Here is a 14,935-nt window from a genome sequence, read left to right as displayed (position 1 = left end):
TGTCCCGGGAGAGTGCGAAACCGTACCGTTTTTGACGTCTTCCCCCTCAACTCCCGACCCCCGAGGATCGCCGATGCCCGCGCTGCGCACCGCCCTGCTCCAGAGCTCCGGCGAGCTCGGTGACGTGGCCGCCAACCTCAAGGTCCTCGACGAGGCCGCCGCCCGCGCCGCGGCCGCCGGCGCGAGCGTGCTGCTGGCCCCCGAGCTGTTCCTCACCGGCTACGCCATCGGCGCCGACATCGCGCGCCTGGCCGAGCCGGCCGACGGCCCCTCCGCCCGCGCCGTCGCGGCGATCGCCGTGCGCCACGGCCTGGCCGTCGGCTACGGCTACCCGGAGCGGGACACCGAGCGGCACGGCGTGCTCTACAACTCCGCGCAGCTCATCGGCGCCGACGGCGTCCCGCTCGTGCGGTACCGCAAGACCCACCTCTTCGGGGACTTCGAGCTGACGTGGTTCACCCCCGGTGACCGGGCCGTCGTCCAGGCGGAGCTCGGCGGGCTCACCGTCTCCATGATGATCTGCTACGACGTCGAGTTCCCGGAGAACGTCCGGGCGCACGCGCTGGCCGGTACGGACCTCCTCCTCGTACCGACCGCGCTCATGCACCCCGCCGAGGTCGTGCCCCTCTCCGTGGTGCCGGTCCGCGCCTTCGAGAACCAGCTCTACATCGCGTACGCCAACCGGACCGGCCCCGAGGGCGACTTCGAGTTCGTCGGCCTCTCCACCCTGGCCGGCCCCGACGGCACCCCCCGGGCCCGTGCCGGGCGCGGTGAGGACCTCGTCATCGGCGACGTCGACCCGGCCTTCCTCGCGGCCTCCCGCGAGGAGAACCCCTACCTCCGCGACCGGCGCCCGGGCCTCTACGGCCCCCTCGTCTGAACCGGCCCCGCGCCGCCCCCCAGCCTCCCCGCCTCACCCTTTTTTCCGTGCAAGGAGTCCGTACCCCATGACGTCCACGGTGCCCACGACCGCCGTCCCCCACAGCGACGGCCAGCCGCCGATCACCATGTTCGGTCCGGACTTCCCGTACGCGTACGACGACTTCCTGGCCCACCCGGCCGGTCTCGGCCAGATACCGGCCACCGAGCACGGCACCGAGGTCGCCGTCATCGGCGGCGGGCTCTCCGGCATCATCGCCGCGTACGAGCTGATGAAGATGGGCCTCAAGCCCGTCGTCTACGAGGCCGACCAGATCGGCGGCCGGCTGCGGACCGTCGGCTTCGAGGGCACCGGCACCGAGGAGCTCACCGCCGAGATGGGCGCCATGCGCTTCCCGCCCTCCTCGACGGCGCTCCAGCACTACATCGACCTGGTCGGCCTGGAGACGAGGCCCTTCCCGAACCCGCTCGCCGAGTCGACCCCGTCGACCGTCGTCGACCTCAAGGGCGAGTCGCACTACGCCACCACCGTCGACGACCTCCCGCAGGTCTACCGCGACGTGATGAACGCGTGGAACGCCTGTCTCGACGAGGGCGCCGACTTCTCCGACATGAACCAGGCCATGCGGGAGCGCGACGTCCCCCGCATCCGCGAGATCTGGTCGAAGCTCGTCGAGAAGCTCGACAACCAGACCTTCTACGGCTTCCTCTGCGAGTCCGAGGCCTTCAAGTCCTTCCGGCACCGCGAGATCTTCGGCCAGGTCGGCTTCGGCACCGGCGGCTGGGACACCGACTTCCCGAACTCCATCCTGGAGATCCTCCGCGTCGTCTACACCGAGGCCGACGACCACCACCGCGGCATCGTGGGCGGCTCCCAGCAGCTGCCGCTGCGCCTGTGGGAGCGCGAGCCGGAGAAGATCGTCCACTGGGCGCCGGGCACCTCGCTCAGCTCCCTGCACGGGGGCTCCCCGAAGCCGGCCGTGACGCGGCTGAACCGGACCGCGGGCAACCGGATCACGGTCACCGACGCCTCCGGCGACATCCGTACGTTCCAGGCGGCGATCTTCACCGCCCAGTCCTGGATGCTGCTGTCCAAGATCGCCTGCGACGACTCGCTGTTCCCGATCGACCACTGGACGGCGATCGAGCGCACCCACTACATGGAGTCGTCGAAGCTGTTCGTGCCCGTGGACCGGCCCTTCTGGCTGGACAAGGACGAGGAGACCGGCCGGGACGTCATGTCGATGACGCTGACCGACCGGATGACCCGCGGCACCTACCTCCTGGACGAGGGCCCGGACAAGCCGGCCGTCATCTGCCTCTCGTACACCTGGTGCGACGACAGCCTGAAGTGGCTGCCGCTCTCGGCGAACGAGCGCATGGAGGTCATGCTGAAGTCGCTCGGCGAGATCTACCCGAAGGTCGACATCCGGAAGCACATCATCGGCAACCCGGTGACGGTCTCCTGGGAGAACGAGCCCTTCTTCATGGGCGCCTTCAAGGCGAACCTGCCGGGCCACTACCGCTACCAGCGCCGCCTGTTCACGCACTTCATGCAGGACCGGCTGCCCGAGGACAAGCGGGGCATCTTCCTCGCCGGCGACGACATCTCCTGGACGGCCGGCTGGGCCGAGGGCGCGGTGCAGACGGCGCTCAACGCGGTCTGGGGCGTGATGCACCACTTCGGCGGCGCCACCGACGGCACCAACCCGGGTCCGGGCGACGTGTACGACGAGATCGCCCCGGTCGAGCTGCCGGAGGACTGATCCCCGTCAGGGCCTGGTCAGGGGCGTGAGCAGCATCCGCCCCACCAGGCCCACCGACCGGTCGAGGCGTTCGGTGAACTCCTCGGCCAGGTCGGGCAGCCGCCGCAGCTGCCACAGCGAGCGGGCGGCGAGCCAGGCCCCGTCGCGGGCCCGGTCCAGGCTCCAGCAGCCGAGCAGATGCGTCAGCGGGTCCGCGACCTCCAGGAGGTCCGGGCCCGGCATCAGTTCCTCCCGGATGCGCTCCTCCAGGAGGACGAGGATGTCGCCGACCCGGTCGAACTCGTCCTCCAGGTCGGCCGGGGCGCACTCCAGGATCCGGCAGGCGTCGACGACGGCGAGCGCCAGGTCGTGGCCGATGTGCGCGTTGATCCCGGCGAGCGCGAACTGCAGCGGCCGTACGCCGGGATGGCGCCGGTAGTGGAAGAGGGGCCGCCAGCAGGCGGGCGCGGGGCGGCCTGTGGTGGCGGCGTCGACCGCGGCGAGGTACCGCTCGGCGAACCGGACGTCGAGGGTGGCGGCGGCCCGCCGGTCGGCGAAGGTGCCCGCCTCGATGGCGTGGCCGATCTCCTCGGTGACCGTCAGATAGACCCGGTTGAAGACGGCGACTCCGTCGGCCGGATGCCAGGCCGAGCGGAGCGCCCGCATCCGGTCCACCACGGGGTCGACCGCGACGAACTGGCCGATGCGCGGTCCGATCTGCTGCCCGAGCTGCTGGGTCTGCGCCATGGGGGCAGGCTCCCAGCCGCCGGGCCCGGGAGGGAACTCATCGGGCCCGGCTTACCCAGAACGGGCGAATCACTCAGTTCTTCGACACGTCGTCCGCGCCCGTCTCGTACGAGCTGGTGCCGGAGTCCAGGAGCGGTTCCTGGGTCTTGAGGTGGGCCGGGGCGAAGGCCCGCAGCACGTGGTAGCCGGTGATGACGACGATCGTGCCCAGCGCGATGCCGCCCAGCTCGAACGTGTCGGTGAAGGTCAGCTTCACGCCGCCGACGCCGATGATGATGCCGGCGGCGGCCGGGACCAGGTTGAGCGGGTTGCGCAGGTCGACCTTGGCGTTGATCCAGATCTGGGCGCCGAGCAGGCCGATCATGCCGTACAGGATCACGGTGATGCCGCCGAGGACGCCGCCGGGGATCGCGGCGACCACCGCGCCGAACTTGGGGCAGAGGCCGAAGAGCAGCGCGAAGCCCGCGGCGGCCCAGTAGGCGGCGGTCGAGTAGACGCGGGTGGCGGCCATGACGCCGATGTTCTCGGAGTACGTGGTGTTCGGCGGGCCGCCGACGGCCGTCGACAGCACCGAGGCGGCGCCGTCGGCGGCGATCGCGGTGCCGAGCTGGTCGTCCAGGTTGTGGCCGGTCATCTCGCCGACGGCCTTGACGTGCCCGGCGTTCTCCGCGATCAGGGCGATGACCACGGGCAGCGCGACCAGGATCGCGGACCACTCGAAGCTGGGGCCGTGGAAGGACGGCAGGCCGATCCAGTCGGCCTGGGTGACGCCGGAGAGGTCGAGCCGCCAGTGGTCGGTGACCTGGCCGGAGGGGGACATCGAGTGGATCCTGCCGAAGACGAGGTCGAAGATCCAGGAGATGGCGTAGCCGAAGACCAGGCCGAGGAAGATCGCGATGCGGGACCAGAACCCGCGCAGGCAGACCACGGCCAGGCCGGTGAACAGCATCACCAGCAGGGCCGTCCACTGGTCCTGCGGCCAGTACGTCGAGGCGGTGACCGGCGCCAGGTTGAAGCCGATCAGCATGACGACCGCGCCGGTCACGATCGGCGGCATCGCCGCGTGGATGATCCGCGCGCCGAACTTCCGGACCGCGAGACCGGCGAGGAAGAGCACCGCGCCCACGACGAGGACCGCGCCGGTCACGGTGGCGCTGGTGCCGCCGGAGGCCCGGATCGCGGCGGCGACGCCGACGAAGGAGAGCGAGCAGCCCAGGTAGGACGGGACGGTGCCGCGGGTCGCGAGCAGGAAGATCGCGGTCGCGACACCGGACATCATGATCGCGAGGTTCGGGTCCAGGCCCATGAGGACCGGGGCGACGAAGGACGCGCCGAACATGGCGACGACGTGCTGGGCGCCGAGGCCGACCGTGCGGGGCCAGGAGAGCCGCTCGTCCGGGCGGACGACGGCTCCCGGAGCGGGTGTTCTCCCGTCGCCGTGCAAGGTCCAGCGCACGCCGAGGTTCATGAGGTCGCTCCCGTTCTCCGGTTCCGGCGGCCGCGTCGTGACCGCAAAAGATCAGCCACATGGTATGCGCCGCCGCCGGCCGGAGATCTCGGGCGGCCGGTCTACCCGACCGGGCCCGCGCTCTTCGCGCGCTCGGGCGCGGCCGGGGCCGTCTCCCGCCCGCCGGTCCTGAGCACGCCCGCGCCGAACACCAGGCCCAGGGCGAGCAGGGTGACCAGGCCGAAGGAGAAGACCAGCGAGGTCGCGTCGGCGATGCCGCCGATCGCCGAGGGGGCGATGAGCCCCGAGGTGTAGGTGATGGTGGCGACGCCCGCGATGGCCTGGCTCGGGTTCGGGCCGCTGCGCCCGGCCGCGGCGAACGCCAGCGGGACGACGACCGCGATCCCGAGTCCGATCAGACCGAATCCAGCCATCGCGACCGCGGCGTGCGGGGCGAGGACCACCAGGACCCCGCCGAGGGTGGCGGCGGCGCCCCCGACCCGTACCGTACGGACCGCGCCGAAGCGGTCCACCACCCGGTCGCCGGCCAGCCGTGCCACCGCCATCGTCAGCGCGAAGGCGGTCGTGGAGGCGGCCGCGAGCCCCGCCGGGCTGCCCAGCTCGTCCCGGAGGTAGACGGCCGACCAGTCGAGGCTGGCGCCCTCCGCGAACACCCCGCAGAAGCCGATCGCGCCGATGACCAGTGCCGACTTCGGCGGCAGCGAGAAGCGCGGCGGCGGCTCCTCCTCCGGGGTGCTGCGGACGTCCAGCACGCCCTGGCAGAAGACCAGGCCGAGCGCGGTGAGCACGAGGGCCGCGACCAGGTGGTGGAGCCGGGCGTCGCCGCCGAGGTGGGCGGCGACCGTGCCGGCGGCGGAGCCGAGCAGCGCGCCCACACTCCACATGCCGTGCAGGCTCGACATGATGGACTTGCCGAGCCGGTTCTCGGTCTCGACGCCGAGCGCGTTCATCGCCACGTCGGACATGCCCGCGGTCGCCCCGTAGACGAAGAGGGCGCCGCCGAGACCCCAGAAGTTCGGGGCGAGCGAGGGCAGCGTGAGCGAGAGGGTCCACAGGGCGAGCAGGCCGCGCAGCGCCGTGCGGGCGCCGAAGCGGTGCGAGACGGCCCCGGCCAGGGGCATCGCCAGGGAGGCGCCGAGCGCGGGGAAGGCGAGGGCGAGGCCGAGCTGACCCGCGCTGACGCCCGCGTGCTCCTGGATCCAGGGGATCCGGGTCGCGAAGCTGCCGGTGACGGCGCCGTGGACGCAGAAGACGGCGGCGACCGCGAAGCGCGCCCGCCGGAGGCGATCGGTGCTGGTGACGGTCTCCGCCGCCATGGGCCCTCCCTGTGGTCGTGGTGTGCCGCGTAAACTATCAGGAACCCTGCCTGATAAATAGTCCGCGGAAGGGAGTCCCGCCCCCCGCGCGTCTGAGAGGATCGCCGCATGGCCGCATCCCCGAGCACCGCACGAGCCATCAACGACCGGTTCGCCCTGCGACTGCTCCAGGACGAAGGCCCGTTGACGGCCACGCAGCTCAAGACGCTCACCGGACTCTCCCGCCCGACCGTCGCCGACCTCGTCGAGCGGCTCCAGGGCTCGGGCCTCGTCCACGTCGTCGGCGAGGCCGGGGCCGAGCGCCGCGGACCCAACGCCAAGCTGTACGGGATCGTCGCCGACCGCGCCCACCTCGCCGCCCTCGACGTGCGGACCCGCTCCGTCTCCGTCACCGTCGCCGACCTCCTCGGCGCCACGCTCGCCGAGGCCACCGTCCCCGTCGGCGACGACCACGGCACGGGGCCCGCGGTCGAGAAGGCGGTCGCGCTCCTGGAGCGGACCGTGAAGGAGGCCGGCGCCGACCGGCTGCACACCGTCGCCGTCGGCGCCCCCGGACTCATCGACCCCGCCACCGGCGAACTGCGCGACTCCTCGGGACTGCCCGCCTGGCACCGCAGGCTCGTCGGCGTCCTCCAGGAACGGCTGCCCGCCCACGTCCTCGTCGAGAACGAGACCAACCTCGCCGCCGTCGCCGAACTGCGCGAGGGCGCGGCCCGCGACCGCGAGGACTTCGTCCTGCTCTGGCTCGGCCAGGGCGTCGGCGCCGCCGTCGTCCTCGACGGACGCCTGCGCCGGGGGGCCTCCGGCGGCGCGGGGGAGATCGGCTTCCTGCCGGTCCCCGGCACCTCCGGACTGCCCTCGGCCACCGGCTGCGACGGCGGCTTCCACGAGCTGGCCTGCGCGGCGGCCGTCGGCACCCTCGCCGCCGCCCACGGCCTCGACCCGGCCGGCGCGCTCGCCTCGGACCACGGTCCCTTCCTCGACGCCCTCGCCCGCCGCCTCGCCGTCGGCGCCGCCGCCGTCGTCTCCGTCCTGGACCCGGGCTGCGTGGTCCTCGCCGGGGAGACCGGCCACCAGGGCGGCCACGGCCTCGCCGCGCGCGTGGAGGCCGAACTCGCCGCACTGTCCCCCCTGCGCACAGAGGTCCGCCCCACCGCCCTGGGCGACGCCGCGGTCCTCCGCGGCGCCCTGCTCAGAGCACGGGACGCGGCACAGGAGGAGCTGTTCCCCTAGGCCCTGTCGTCAGACTCCCGCCTGCCGGGCGACGACGGGAGTCTGACGACAGGGCCTGGCGTCCCTCAGCGCGGGAAGCGTTGCGCGAGGAACTCCTCGAACGTCACCCGGCCCACCGCCTGCTCCGGCGCGAGATGGCGTCCGTGGCGCAGCCCCTGGTAGACGCGGCCGGGCAGCGGCACCTCCACGAGGCGGCGCCGGCGCCCGGTCGCCCGCAGATAGGCGTGGGCCAGCTCCGTGAAGGTGCGGATCTCCGGGCCGCCCATGTCCTCCACCCGGCCCGCCGGAGGCCGTACGGCCAGTTCGGCGAGGCGCGCGGCGGCCTCCGTGACCTCCAGCGGCTGGTCCCGGACGTCCTTGGGCAGCAGCATCACGGGCGGCTTCGCGAGGCCCTGGAGCAGCTGCAGGACCAGGTCGTGGAACTGGGTGGCGCGCAGCAGGGTCCAGGGGAGGCCGGAGGTGCCGATCATGCGCTCCACGGCGTACTTGGTCCGGTAGTAGCCGAGGGGGACCCGGTCGACGCCGACGATCGAGATGTACAGCAGGTGCGGTACCCGGGCCCGCCGCGCGGCGGCGATCAGGAGACGGGCGGCCTCCTTGTCGCCGCGGAGGATGTTGCTGCAGTGGACGACCGCGTCCACCCCGTCGACCGCCCGGTCGAGGAGCGGTCCGCCCTGCCGCAGGTCGACGGCGTACGGCGGTGAGTGCCGGCTGAGCACCCGCACCTCGTGGCCGTCCGCGCGCAGCCGCTCGCAGACGGGCCGTCCGAGCGTCCCCGTGCCGCCGGTCACCAGGATCGTGCTCATGTGTTCAGCCTGACGGCCCGGGAACGGGAGCGCGACCGCGGACGTGACCCGCGAAGCCCGACCGCGAAACCCGACCGCGAAACCCGACCGCGAACCCGACCGCGAACGTGACCGCGCCGCGCCCCGGACAGGGGGGCGCGGCGCGGTGGGGCCCGGCGGTGGGCAAGGGCCGTGAGTGTCCGCCGCCGGGGGTTCAGCGGACGGGGTGCGTCAGCAGGTGCCGAGGTCCTTCCAGACGCCCCAGTCGCCGGTCGTGCCCGGCTCCTCGTTCTGCGTCCACCACTGGGCCTTCCACTTCTTGCCCTTGTGGGAGACCTCGTTGCCCGCGTTGTAGACCGTGCCGGCCACGTACGCCGGGGCGGTGCAGCCCGTGGTGGGCGGCGTCGTCGGAGGCGTGGTCGGGGGAGTCGTCGGCGGGGTGGTGGGCGGCGTGGTCGGGGGCGTGGTGGGCGGGGTGGTGGTGCCCGGCTCCACGACCGTCGTGCCGCGCGCCAGGTCACCGGCGAGGGCGTACGTCGTGCCGTTGATGTTCACCGTCCAGTTGGAGGGGGTGGACACCGGCAGGTAGTAGTTGAAGGCCAGGTCGACCGTCGCGCCGGGGGCCAGCGACTGCCAGGCCGGGAGCTTCAGGGAGACGCGGTGGAAGTCGCCCTTCAGGCCGCCCACGTTCGAGCCCGTGTGGTCGCTGCTGATGACCTTCGTGCCGAAGCCCGACTGATCGGAGGCGTTGGCCGGGGCCGAGGTGCCGTAGTCGAACTGGAACTCCGTGCCGCCGGGGAGCGCCGTCGCCGTGTTGTTGGTGATCTTGATCTTCGGCGTGATCGGGTAGTTCGAGTCGCCCAGCTTGAACTCGGTGAACTGGGTGTCGATCTTCACGGCCTGGGTCGGCAGCGCCTTGTTGGACTTCTTCGCGCCGTACGGGGTGGCCGCCTTGAACTTGTCGTACATCAGCGAGGTGAGCGTCGAGCCCATCTCGTACTGGCCCTTCGTGGCGTTCCAGGCGTAGTCGCCGGCCATCTCCCAGACCATCGTGCCGCCGATGCCGCGGTCGACCACGTAGTCGGCCTTCGCGCCCACGGACTGCTCGTCCTCGGTGGAGAGGAAGACCTTCTTCTGCGCGTTCCACAGCCACGGCGCGACCAGGGTCGAGTCGTACTTGCGGGCGTAGGTGCCGGTCAGGGTGGTGTTCGCCGGGAAGCCGTACTGGGTGACGTAGTCGCCGACGATCCCCTTCTCGAGGTTCTTGGCGTGCCACATCGGGTTGGAGCCGGCGGGCGACTCGACACCGTTGGTGTCCTTGTCGTGCCAGAGGTTGTCGATGCCGGTGGCGCCGTCGCCGCACTTGGTCAGGCCGGCGCCGGCCGGGCAGGTGGTCGCGGAGGCCTTGCCCCACAGACCGTCGGTGCCGCCCTGCACGTTCTTGTGGCCGCGGGTGTAGTAGGGCAGGCCGATGTTGATCCGGCCGGCCGGCATGGAGCCGCGGAAGTAGTGGTACGCCCAGTCGGTGTTGAGGTAGCCGATGCTCCCGTACTGCGACGAGCCGTAGACGTTGGCCGCGGCGAGCTCGCCGTCCTTGCCGTCGTCGAAGAGCGAGGCGTTGGGGCCGACGTACTCGTTCCAGGCGCCGTGCAGGTCGTAGGACATGATGTTGACGTAGTCCAGATACTTCTGCATCTGGAAGGTCTCCATGCCGCGCAGCAGGTAGCCGGAGGAGGGGGCGGCGACGGTCAGCAGGTAGTGCTTGCCGTCGGCGGCGCCCGCCACGTCCAGCTTCTCGCGGAGGGACTTCATGAGGGCGGCGTAGCCCTGGACGAGTCCGGCGCGGCGCGCGTTGGCGAGCTGCCAGTCGAGCGGGTTCCCGGCGTCCTTCATGGTCGTCGGGTACTCGTAGTCGATGTCGACGCCGTTGAAGCCGTACTTGCGGATGAAGTCGACGGACGACGCGGCGAAGGTGTCGATCCCGGCCTGGTTGACCGAACCGTCGGCGTTGGTGGCCATCGAGTAGAAGCCGCCGGAGTTCACCCGGTCGCCGTTGTCCGCGAAGTAGCCGCCGGTCTCCGCCCAGCCGCCGACCGAGATCAGCGTCTTGACGTTCGGGTGCTGCTTCTTGAACTTGTTGAGCAGGTTGAAGTGGCCCTTGTAGGAGTACGAGGGGTCCATCTCGGCACCGGCGACGCCGGGCCAGGTCATCCCGGTGGCCGCGTTGTCCGGACCGTCCGTGCCCACGGAGAGCTTGTTGTCGCCGCCGATGTGGCCGAAGGCGTAGTTGATGTGGGTGATCTTGTCCCACGGGATGTCCTTGGCCAGGTACGCGGGCTGGCCGTTCTTGCCGGTGCGCCAGCCGGTGAAGTAGCCGATGACCCGGCGCTGGTGGTCCGCGCCCATCTTCTCGCGGCCCTCGGTGTCGTAGACCGAGCAGTACGGGACGTCGACGCCCGGGGTCTTGTAGAGCCCGTCGGGGCGACAGGACTCGTTGTCGGCCGCGTACGAGACGCCGCCGGAGAGCGAGCTGAGCAGCAGCCCGGCGACGGCCGCGCCGGACGCGAGCAGCGAGGCTCTTTTCGTCGTGGGGGACAACACGATCGGTTCCTCCTGGGGAGGCTATGGAACACAACGAACAAGGGGGTGGGTCGTGTTGGGCCCGTGGAGTGCGCACGCCGACGGACCGTTACCTCGGAGGTGACTCGGAGATTAAGAGGACTAGACCAGTGCGTCAATAGGTCTGGACCAAAGAGGGCTTCTGTGGGATTCTGTGAGCCAGCCCACAGGGTTCCGGCCATATCGCCTCGTGCGAGCCGTGGCACACTGGCCCTGTATCAGCAGCAGCGCACTCCGGGGTCGGTGTAATTCCGAACCGGCGGTATAGTCCGCGACCCGTCCGCAAGCCAGCGGCCGGTTGACCAGGTGAGATTCCTGGACCGACGGTGAAAGTCCGGATGGGAGGCAGTGCGCGGCGGGTGTGACCCCTTTCAGGGGTGTGCCGGCCGTACGTCCGCTGGTCGCCGTGTCGTCCTCGATCGGCGTACCCGCTGGACCGTGGCCTCGGCGCACCCTGTGCGAGGCGTCCTACCCGCTCTCTGTCGTCATCGACAGGCCCCGGAGTCCGTGCCCGAAGAGGCAGGAGGACCCGGTGGCCCAGCAGGCCGACACCACCGCCATGCGACGCGCCGTCGCGCTCGCCGCACGCGGACTCGGCGCCACCAGCCCCAACCCGGTCGTCGGGTGCGTCATCACCGACGCCTCGGGCCACCAGGTCGGCGAAGGCTTCCACCAGCGCGCAGGCGGCCACCACGCCGAGGTCCACGCCCTGCGCGCGGCCGGCGTCCTGGCCCGCGGCGGCACGGCCTACGTCACCCTCGAACCCTGCAACCACACCGGCCGCACCGGTCCCTGCGCGCAGGCCCTGATCGAGGCCGGGATCAGTCGGGTCGTGTACGCGGTCGGCGACCCGAACCCGCAGGCCACGGGCGGTGCCGACACCCTCCGCGCCGCCGGGATCGAGGTCTCCCAGGGGCTCCTCGCCGACGAGGCCGAGGCCGGCAACATCGCCTGGCTCACCTCCGTGCGCCGGGGCCGCCCCTTCGTCCGCTGGAAGTACGCCGCCACCCTCGACGGCCGGATCGCCGCCGCCGACGGCACCTCCCGCTGGATCAGCTCCGCCGAGTCCCGCGCCGACGTCCACCGGCTGCGCGCCGAGGCCGACGCCGTCGTCGTCGGCTCCGGCACCGCCCGCACCGACGACCCCCACCTGGCCGTACGGGGCGTCGAGGGCGCGGTCCAGCCGCTCCGGGTCGTCGTCGACACCGAGGCGACCGCCGTCAAGCCCGGCGCCCGGGTACTCGACGAGGCCGCACCCACCCTGATCGCAATCGCCGAGGACGCCGAGACCACGCTCACGGACGTCGTACGGCTCCCCAGGGCCGAGCGCGGCGTCGCCGTCCCCGCCCTCCTGGACGCCCTGCACGCGCGCGGTGTCCGCTCGATCCTCCTCGAAGGCGGCCCCACCCTCGCGGGCGCCTTCATCGCCGCGGGAGCCGTCGACCAGGTCGTCGGCTACCTCGCCCCGGTCCTCCTCGGCGCGGGCCCCACCGCCCTCGCCGACGCCGGAATCACCACCCTCACCGAAGCGTTGCGGCTCGACATCACCGAGACCGCGCGCATCGGATCCGACCTCCGCATCACCGCCACCCTCAAGGGAGCCTGACCGTGTTCACCGGAATCGTCGAAGAACTGGGCGAGGTCGTCGCCGTCGAACAGCTGGAGGACGCCTCCCGCTTCCGGCTGCGCGGCCCCCTGGTCACGGAAGGCGCCCAGCACGGCGACTCCATCGCCGTCAACGGTGTCTGTCTCACGGTCGTCGAGTTCGGCGACGGCGAGTTCACCGCCGACGTCATGGCCGAGACCCTCAAGCGGTCCAGCCTCGGCGCCCTGGAGACCGGCTCCCGGGTCAACCTGGAGCGGCCCATGGCCGTCGGCGGCCGCCTCGGCGGCCACATCGTGCAGGGCCACGTCGACGGCACCGGCATGATCCTGGAGCGGACCCCCTCCGAGCACTGGGAGCTCGTCAAGGTCGGCCTGCCCGCCCACCTCTCCCGCTACGTCGTCGAGAAGGGCTCGATCACGGTCGACGGCGTCAGCCTCACCGTCGTCGAGGTCGCCGACGACTGGTTCACCATCAGCCTCATCCCGACCACCCTCGACCTGACCACGCTCGGCATCAAGCAGCCCGGCGCCCCGGTCAACCTCGAAGTGGACGTCATCGCCAAGTACGTCGAGCGGCTGCTCGGCACCGACGCCAAGGAGAACGAGAAGTGAACTGGCTCAACTCCGAGGCGTTCACCGTCCTCGACCAGAAGATCATCTGGTCCGACATGATCGGCAACATCTTCGGACTCGCCGCCCTCACCCTCGGCTGGCGCCGCTCCGTCTGGACCTGGCCCGTGCAGTTCCTCGCCGGCCTCATCCTCTTCGGCGCCTTCTACGGTCACCTGGCCGGCAGCGCCGGCAAGCAGGTCGTCGTCATGCTCGTGGCGCTCTACGGCTGGTGGCAGTGGCAGCGCCGCAAGGGAGAGGGCGCGGACGGCCAGATCGCCGTGCGCTTCGCCTCCTGGGCCGAGCGGGCCGGCATGGTCGCCGCGGCCGCCGTCGGCACCGTCGCCGTGGCCCTGCTCTTCGAGGCCTTCCCGAACCTGTCCTGGGACCCCTGGCCCGACGCCTACATCTTCGTGGGCACCGTCGTGGCCATGTACGCCCAGGCCCGGGGCATGGTCGAGTTCTGGTTCGCCTGGCTGCTCGTCGACCTGGTCGGCGTCCCGCTGAACTTCGCCAACGGTTACGCCTTCTCCGGCTTCGTCTACGTCATCTACGGCGCGCTCGTCCTGTGGGGCATGCGCGACTGGTGGCTGCGCTCCCGCAGCACCACCGTCCTGGAAGGAGCCCACGCATGAGCGCCCATCCCCTCTGGGACGCCACCGACCTCGCCCTCGACCCCGTCGAGCAGGCCATCCGCGACATCGCCGCCGGGCGTCCCGTCGTCGTCGTCGACGACGAGGACCGCGAGAACGAGGGCGACCTCGTCATCGCCGCCGAGAAGGCCACCCCCGAGATCGTCGCCTTCATGATGAGCGAGTGCCGCGGCCTCATCTGCGCCCCCATGGAGGACGAGGAGCTGGAGCGCCTCGAACTCCCGCAGATGGTCGCGCACAACACCGAGTCGATGCGCACGGCCTTCACCGTCTCCGTCGACGCGTCCTCCGCCCACGGCGTCACCACCGGCATCTCCGCCGCGGACCGCGCCACCACCCTGCGGATGCTCGCCTCCGGCAACCACGAGCCCTCCGACTTCGTGCGCCCCGGCCACATCTTCCCGCTGCGCGCCAAGCCCGGCGGCGTCCTCGTCCGCAACGGACACACCGAGGCCGCCGTCGACCTCGCCCGCCTCGCCGGCCTGCGCCCGGCCGGCGCGATCGTCGAGATCGCCGGCGAGGACGGCGTGATGCTGCGCCTGCCCGAGCTGGTCCCCTTCGCCCGCAAGCACGGCCTGACGATCATCTCCATCGAGGACCTGATCGCCTACCGGCGCTCCGCCGAGCCGACCGTCCGCCGCGAGGCCGAGGTCCACCTGCCCACCGCGCACGGCGAGTTCACCGCGTACGGCTACCGCTCCACCGTCGACGGCGTCGAGCACGTCGCGCTCGTGCACGGCGAGATCGGCGACGGCGAGGACGTCCTCGTCCGGGTCCACTCCGAGTGCCTGACCGGCGACATCTTCCACTCCCTGCGCTGCGACTGCGGCCCCCAGCTGCAGGCGTCCATGGACCGGATCACCGAGGCCGGACGCGGCGTCGTCGTCTACCTGCGGGGCCACGAGGGCCGGGGCATCGGCCTGCTGTCCAAGCTGCGCGCGTACGAGCTCCAGGAGCGCGGCCGCGACACCCTCGACGCCAACCTGGAGCTCGGGCTGCCCGCCGACGCCCGCGACTACGCGGCCGGCGCGCAGATCCTCGGCGACCTCGGCGTCCGCAGCCTGCGCCTGATGACCAACAACCCCGACAAGATCGACGCCCTCAGCCGGTACGGCCTGAGGGTCGAGGGCCGCGAGCCCATGCCGGTCCAGGCCGGCGAGCACAACCTCCGGTACCTGCGCACCAAGCGGGACCGGATGGGCCACGACCTGCCCTGGCTGGACGGCTCCCCGGCCTCCACCTGCGGCAACCAGTAATCACGTACGTACGAAATCGG

At 71.8% G+C, this 14,935-nt stretch carries 12 protein-coding genes and 1 riboswitch; of the genes, 7 read left to right on the top strand and 5 right to left on the bottom strand.

Going from position 1 to position 14,935, the window contains the following annotated elements; genetic code table 11:
- Nucleotides 1–73 precede the first annotated feature (73 nt).
- Both ACN9MM_RS07460 and ACN9MM_RS07455 read left to right on the top strand, forming a co-directional pair.
- Nucleotides 74–880, top strand: a complete 807-nt coding sequence (locus tag ACN9MM_RS07460; RefSeq protein ID WP_426362903.1) for a carbon-nitrogen hydrolase family protein — start codon at nucleotides 74–76, stop codon at nucleotides 878–880.
- A gap of 67 nt (nucleotides 881–947) precedes the next feature.
- Entirely contained in the window at nucleotides 948–2,645 is a 1,698-nt protein-coding gene (locus ACN9MM_RS07455) for a flavin monoamine oxidase family protein (RefSeq protein WP_426362902.1), read from the top strand.
- Nucleotides 2,646–2,651: 6 nt separating this feature from the next.
- Here ACN9MM_RS07455 and ACN9MM_RS07450 read toward each other — a convergent pair whose 3' ends face one another.
- The 3 genes from ACN9MM_RS07450 to ACN9MM_RS07440 form a co-directional block, all read right to left on the bottom strand.
- Nucleotides 2,652–3,371 carry a DUF5995 family protein gene (locus tag ACN9MM_RS07450; protein ID WP_426362901.1) on the bottom strand — a complete coding sequence of 240 codons (720 nt, stop codon included), beginning with the start codon at nucleotides 3,369–3,371 and terminating at the stop codon, nucleotides 2,652–2,654.
- A 73-nt stretch (nucleotides 3,372–3,444) separates the two neighbouring features.
- Complete coding sequence (locus ACN9MM_RS07445) at nucleotides 3,445–4,839, bottom strand: uracil-xanthine permease family protein (RefSeq protein ID WP_426362900.1); 1,395 nt, start codon at nucleotides 4,837–4,839, stop codon at nucleotides 3,445–3,447.
- Between the two features lie 101 nt (nucleotides 4,840–4,940).
- Nucleotides 4,941–6,155, bottom strand: a complete 1,215-nt coding sequence (locus ACN9MM_RS07440) for an MFS transporter (RefSeq protein ID WP_426362899.1) — start codon at nucleotides 6,153–6,155, stop codon at nucleotides 4,941–4,943.
- Between the two features lie 108 nt (nucleotides 6,156–6,263).
- Here ACN9MM_RS07440 and ACN9MM_RS07435 point away from each other — a divergent pair, with 108 nt between their 5' ends.
- Complete coding sequence (locus ACN9MM_RS07435; RefSeq protein WP_426362898.1) at nucleotides 6,264–7,388, top strand: ROK family transcriptional regulator; 1,125 nt, start codon at nucleotides 6,264–6,266, stop codon at nucleotides 7,386–7,388.
- 65 nt (nucleotides 7,389–7,453) lie between these two features.
- On the opposite strand, the gene ACN9MM_RS07430 is transcribed toward ACN9MM_RS07435, so the two are convergent.
- Both ACN9MM_RS07430 and ACN9MM_RS07425 read right to left on the bottom strand, forming a co-directional pair.
- Complete coding sequence (locus tag ACN9MM_RS07430) at nucleotides 7,454–8,194, bottom strand: SDR family oxidoreductase (RefSeq protein ID WP_426362897.1); 741 nt, start codon at nucleotides 8,192–8,194, stop codon at nucleotides 7,454–7,456.
- A gap of 210 nt (nucleotides 8,195–8,404) precedes the next feature.
- Nucleotides 8,405–10,774 (bottom strand): chitinase C-terminal domain-containing protein, encoded by a 2,370-nt coding sequence (locus tag ACN9MM_RS07425; protein ID WP_426362896.1) that lies wholly within the window; start codon nucleotides 10,772–10,774, stop codon nucleotides 8,405–8,407.
- Between the two features lie 243 nt (nucleotides 10,775–11,017).
- Nucleotides 11,018–11,148, top strand: a riboswitch (FMN riboswitch).
- Between the two features lie 176 nt (nucleotides 11,149–11,324).
- Between ACN9MM_RS07425 and ribD the strand changes: the two genes are divergently transcribed.
- From ribD to ACN9MM_RS07405, 4 genes are read left to right on the top strand one after another with little or no spacing between them, the layout of a single operon-like run.
- The gene (gene ribD, locus ACN9MM_RS07420) at nucleotides 11,325–12,398 is read left to right on the top strand and encodes a bifunctional diaminohydroxyphosphoribosylaminopyrimidine deaminase/5-amino-6-(5-phosphoribosylamino)uracil reductase RibD (protein WP_426362895.1); all 1,074 of its coding nucleotides are present in this window, start codon (nucleotides 11,325–11,327) and stop codon (nucleotides 12,396–12,398) included.
- A 2-nt stretch (nucleotides 12,399–12,400) separates the two neighbouring features.
- A complete protein-coding gene (locus ACN9MM_RS07415) occupies nucleotides 12,401–13,009 on the top strand; it encodes a riboflavin synthase (protein ID WP_426362894.1) in 609 nt (202 codons plus the stop codon).
- On the top strand, nucleotides 13,006–13,641 hold the full coding sequence (locus ACN9MM_RS07410) for a nicotinamide mononucleotide transporter family protein (protein WP_426362893.1): 636 nt from the start codon (nucleotides 13,006–13,008) through the stop codon (nucleotides 13,639–13,641). Before ACN9MM_RS07415 ends, ACN9MM_RS07410 begins: the two co-directional genes overlap by 4 nt.
- Nucleotides 13,638–14,915, top strand: coding sequence for a bifunctional 3,4-dihydroxy-2-butanone-4-phosphate synthase/GTP cyclohydrolase II (locus tag ACN9MM_RS07405; RefSeq protein WP_383667489.1), 1,278 nt, complete (start codon nucleotides 13,638–13,640; stop codon nucleotides 14,913–14,915). Before ACN9MM_RS07410 ends, ACN9MM_RS07405 begins: the two co-directional genes overlap by 4 nt.
- The last annotated feature ends 20 nt before the right edge of the window (nucleotides 14,916–14,935 follow it).

The sequence above is a fragment of the Streptomyces sp. E-08 genome (genome assembly GCF_049913095.1).
GTDB lineage: Bacteria > Actinomycetota > Actinomycetes > Streptomycetales > Streptomycetaceae > Streptomyces.
The sequence above is the reverse complement of the archived record's forward strand: the minus strand, read 5'-3'. Positions and strand labels throughout refer to the sequence as shown.

Coding starts and splice junctions, on each gene's coding strand:
- ACN9MM_RS07460 (WP_426362903.1), top strand. CDS start 74: ATGCCCGCGCTGCGCACCGCCCTGCTCCAGAGCTCCGGCGAGCTCGGT.
- ACN9MM_RS07455 (WP_426362902.1), top strand. CDS start 948: ATGACGTCCACGGTGCCCACGACCGCCGTCCCCCACAGCGACGGCCAG.
- ACN9MM_RS07450 (WP_426362901.1), bottom strand. CDS start 3,371: ATGGCGCAGACCCAGCAGCTCGGGCAGCAGATCGGACCGCGCATCGGC.
- ACN9MM_RS07445 (WP_426362900.1), bottom strand. CDS start 4,839: ATGAACCTCGGCGTGCGCTGGACCTTGCACGGCGACGGGAGAACACCC.
- ACN9MM_RS07440 (WP_426362899.1), bottom strand. CDS start 6,155: ATGGCGGCGGAGACCGTCACCAGCACCGATCGCCTCCGGCGGGCGCGC.
- ACN9MM_RS07435 (WP_426362898.1), top strand. CDS start 6,264: ATGGCCGCATCCCCGAGCACCGCACGAGCCATCAACGACCGGTTCGCC.
- ACN9MM_RS07430 (WP_426362897.1), bottom strand. CDS start 8,194: ATGAGCACGATCCTGGTGACCGGCGGCACGGGGACGCTCGGACGGCCC.
- ACN9MM_RS07405 (WP_383667489.1), top strand. CDS start 13,638: ATGAGCGCCCATCCCCTCTGGGACGCCACCGACCTCGCCCTCGACCCC.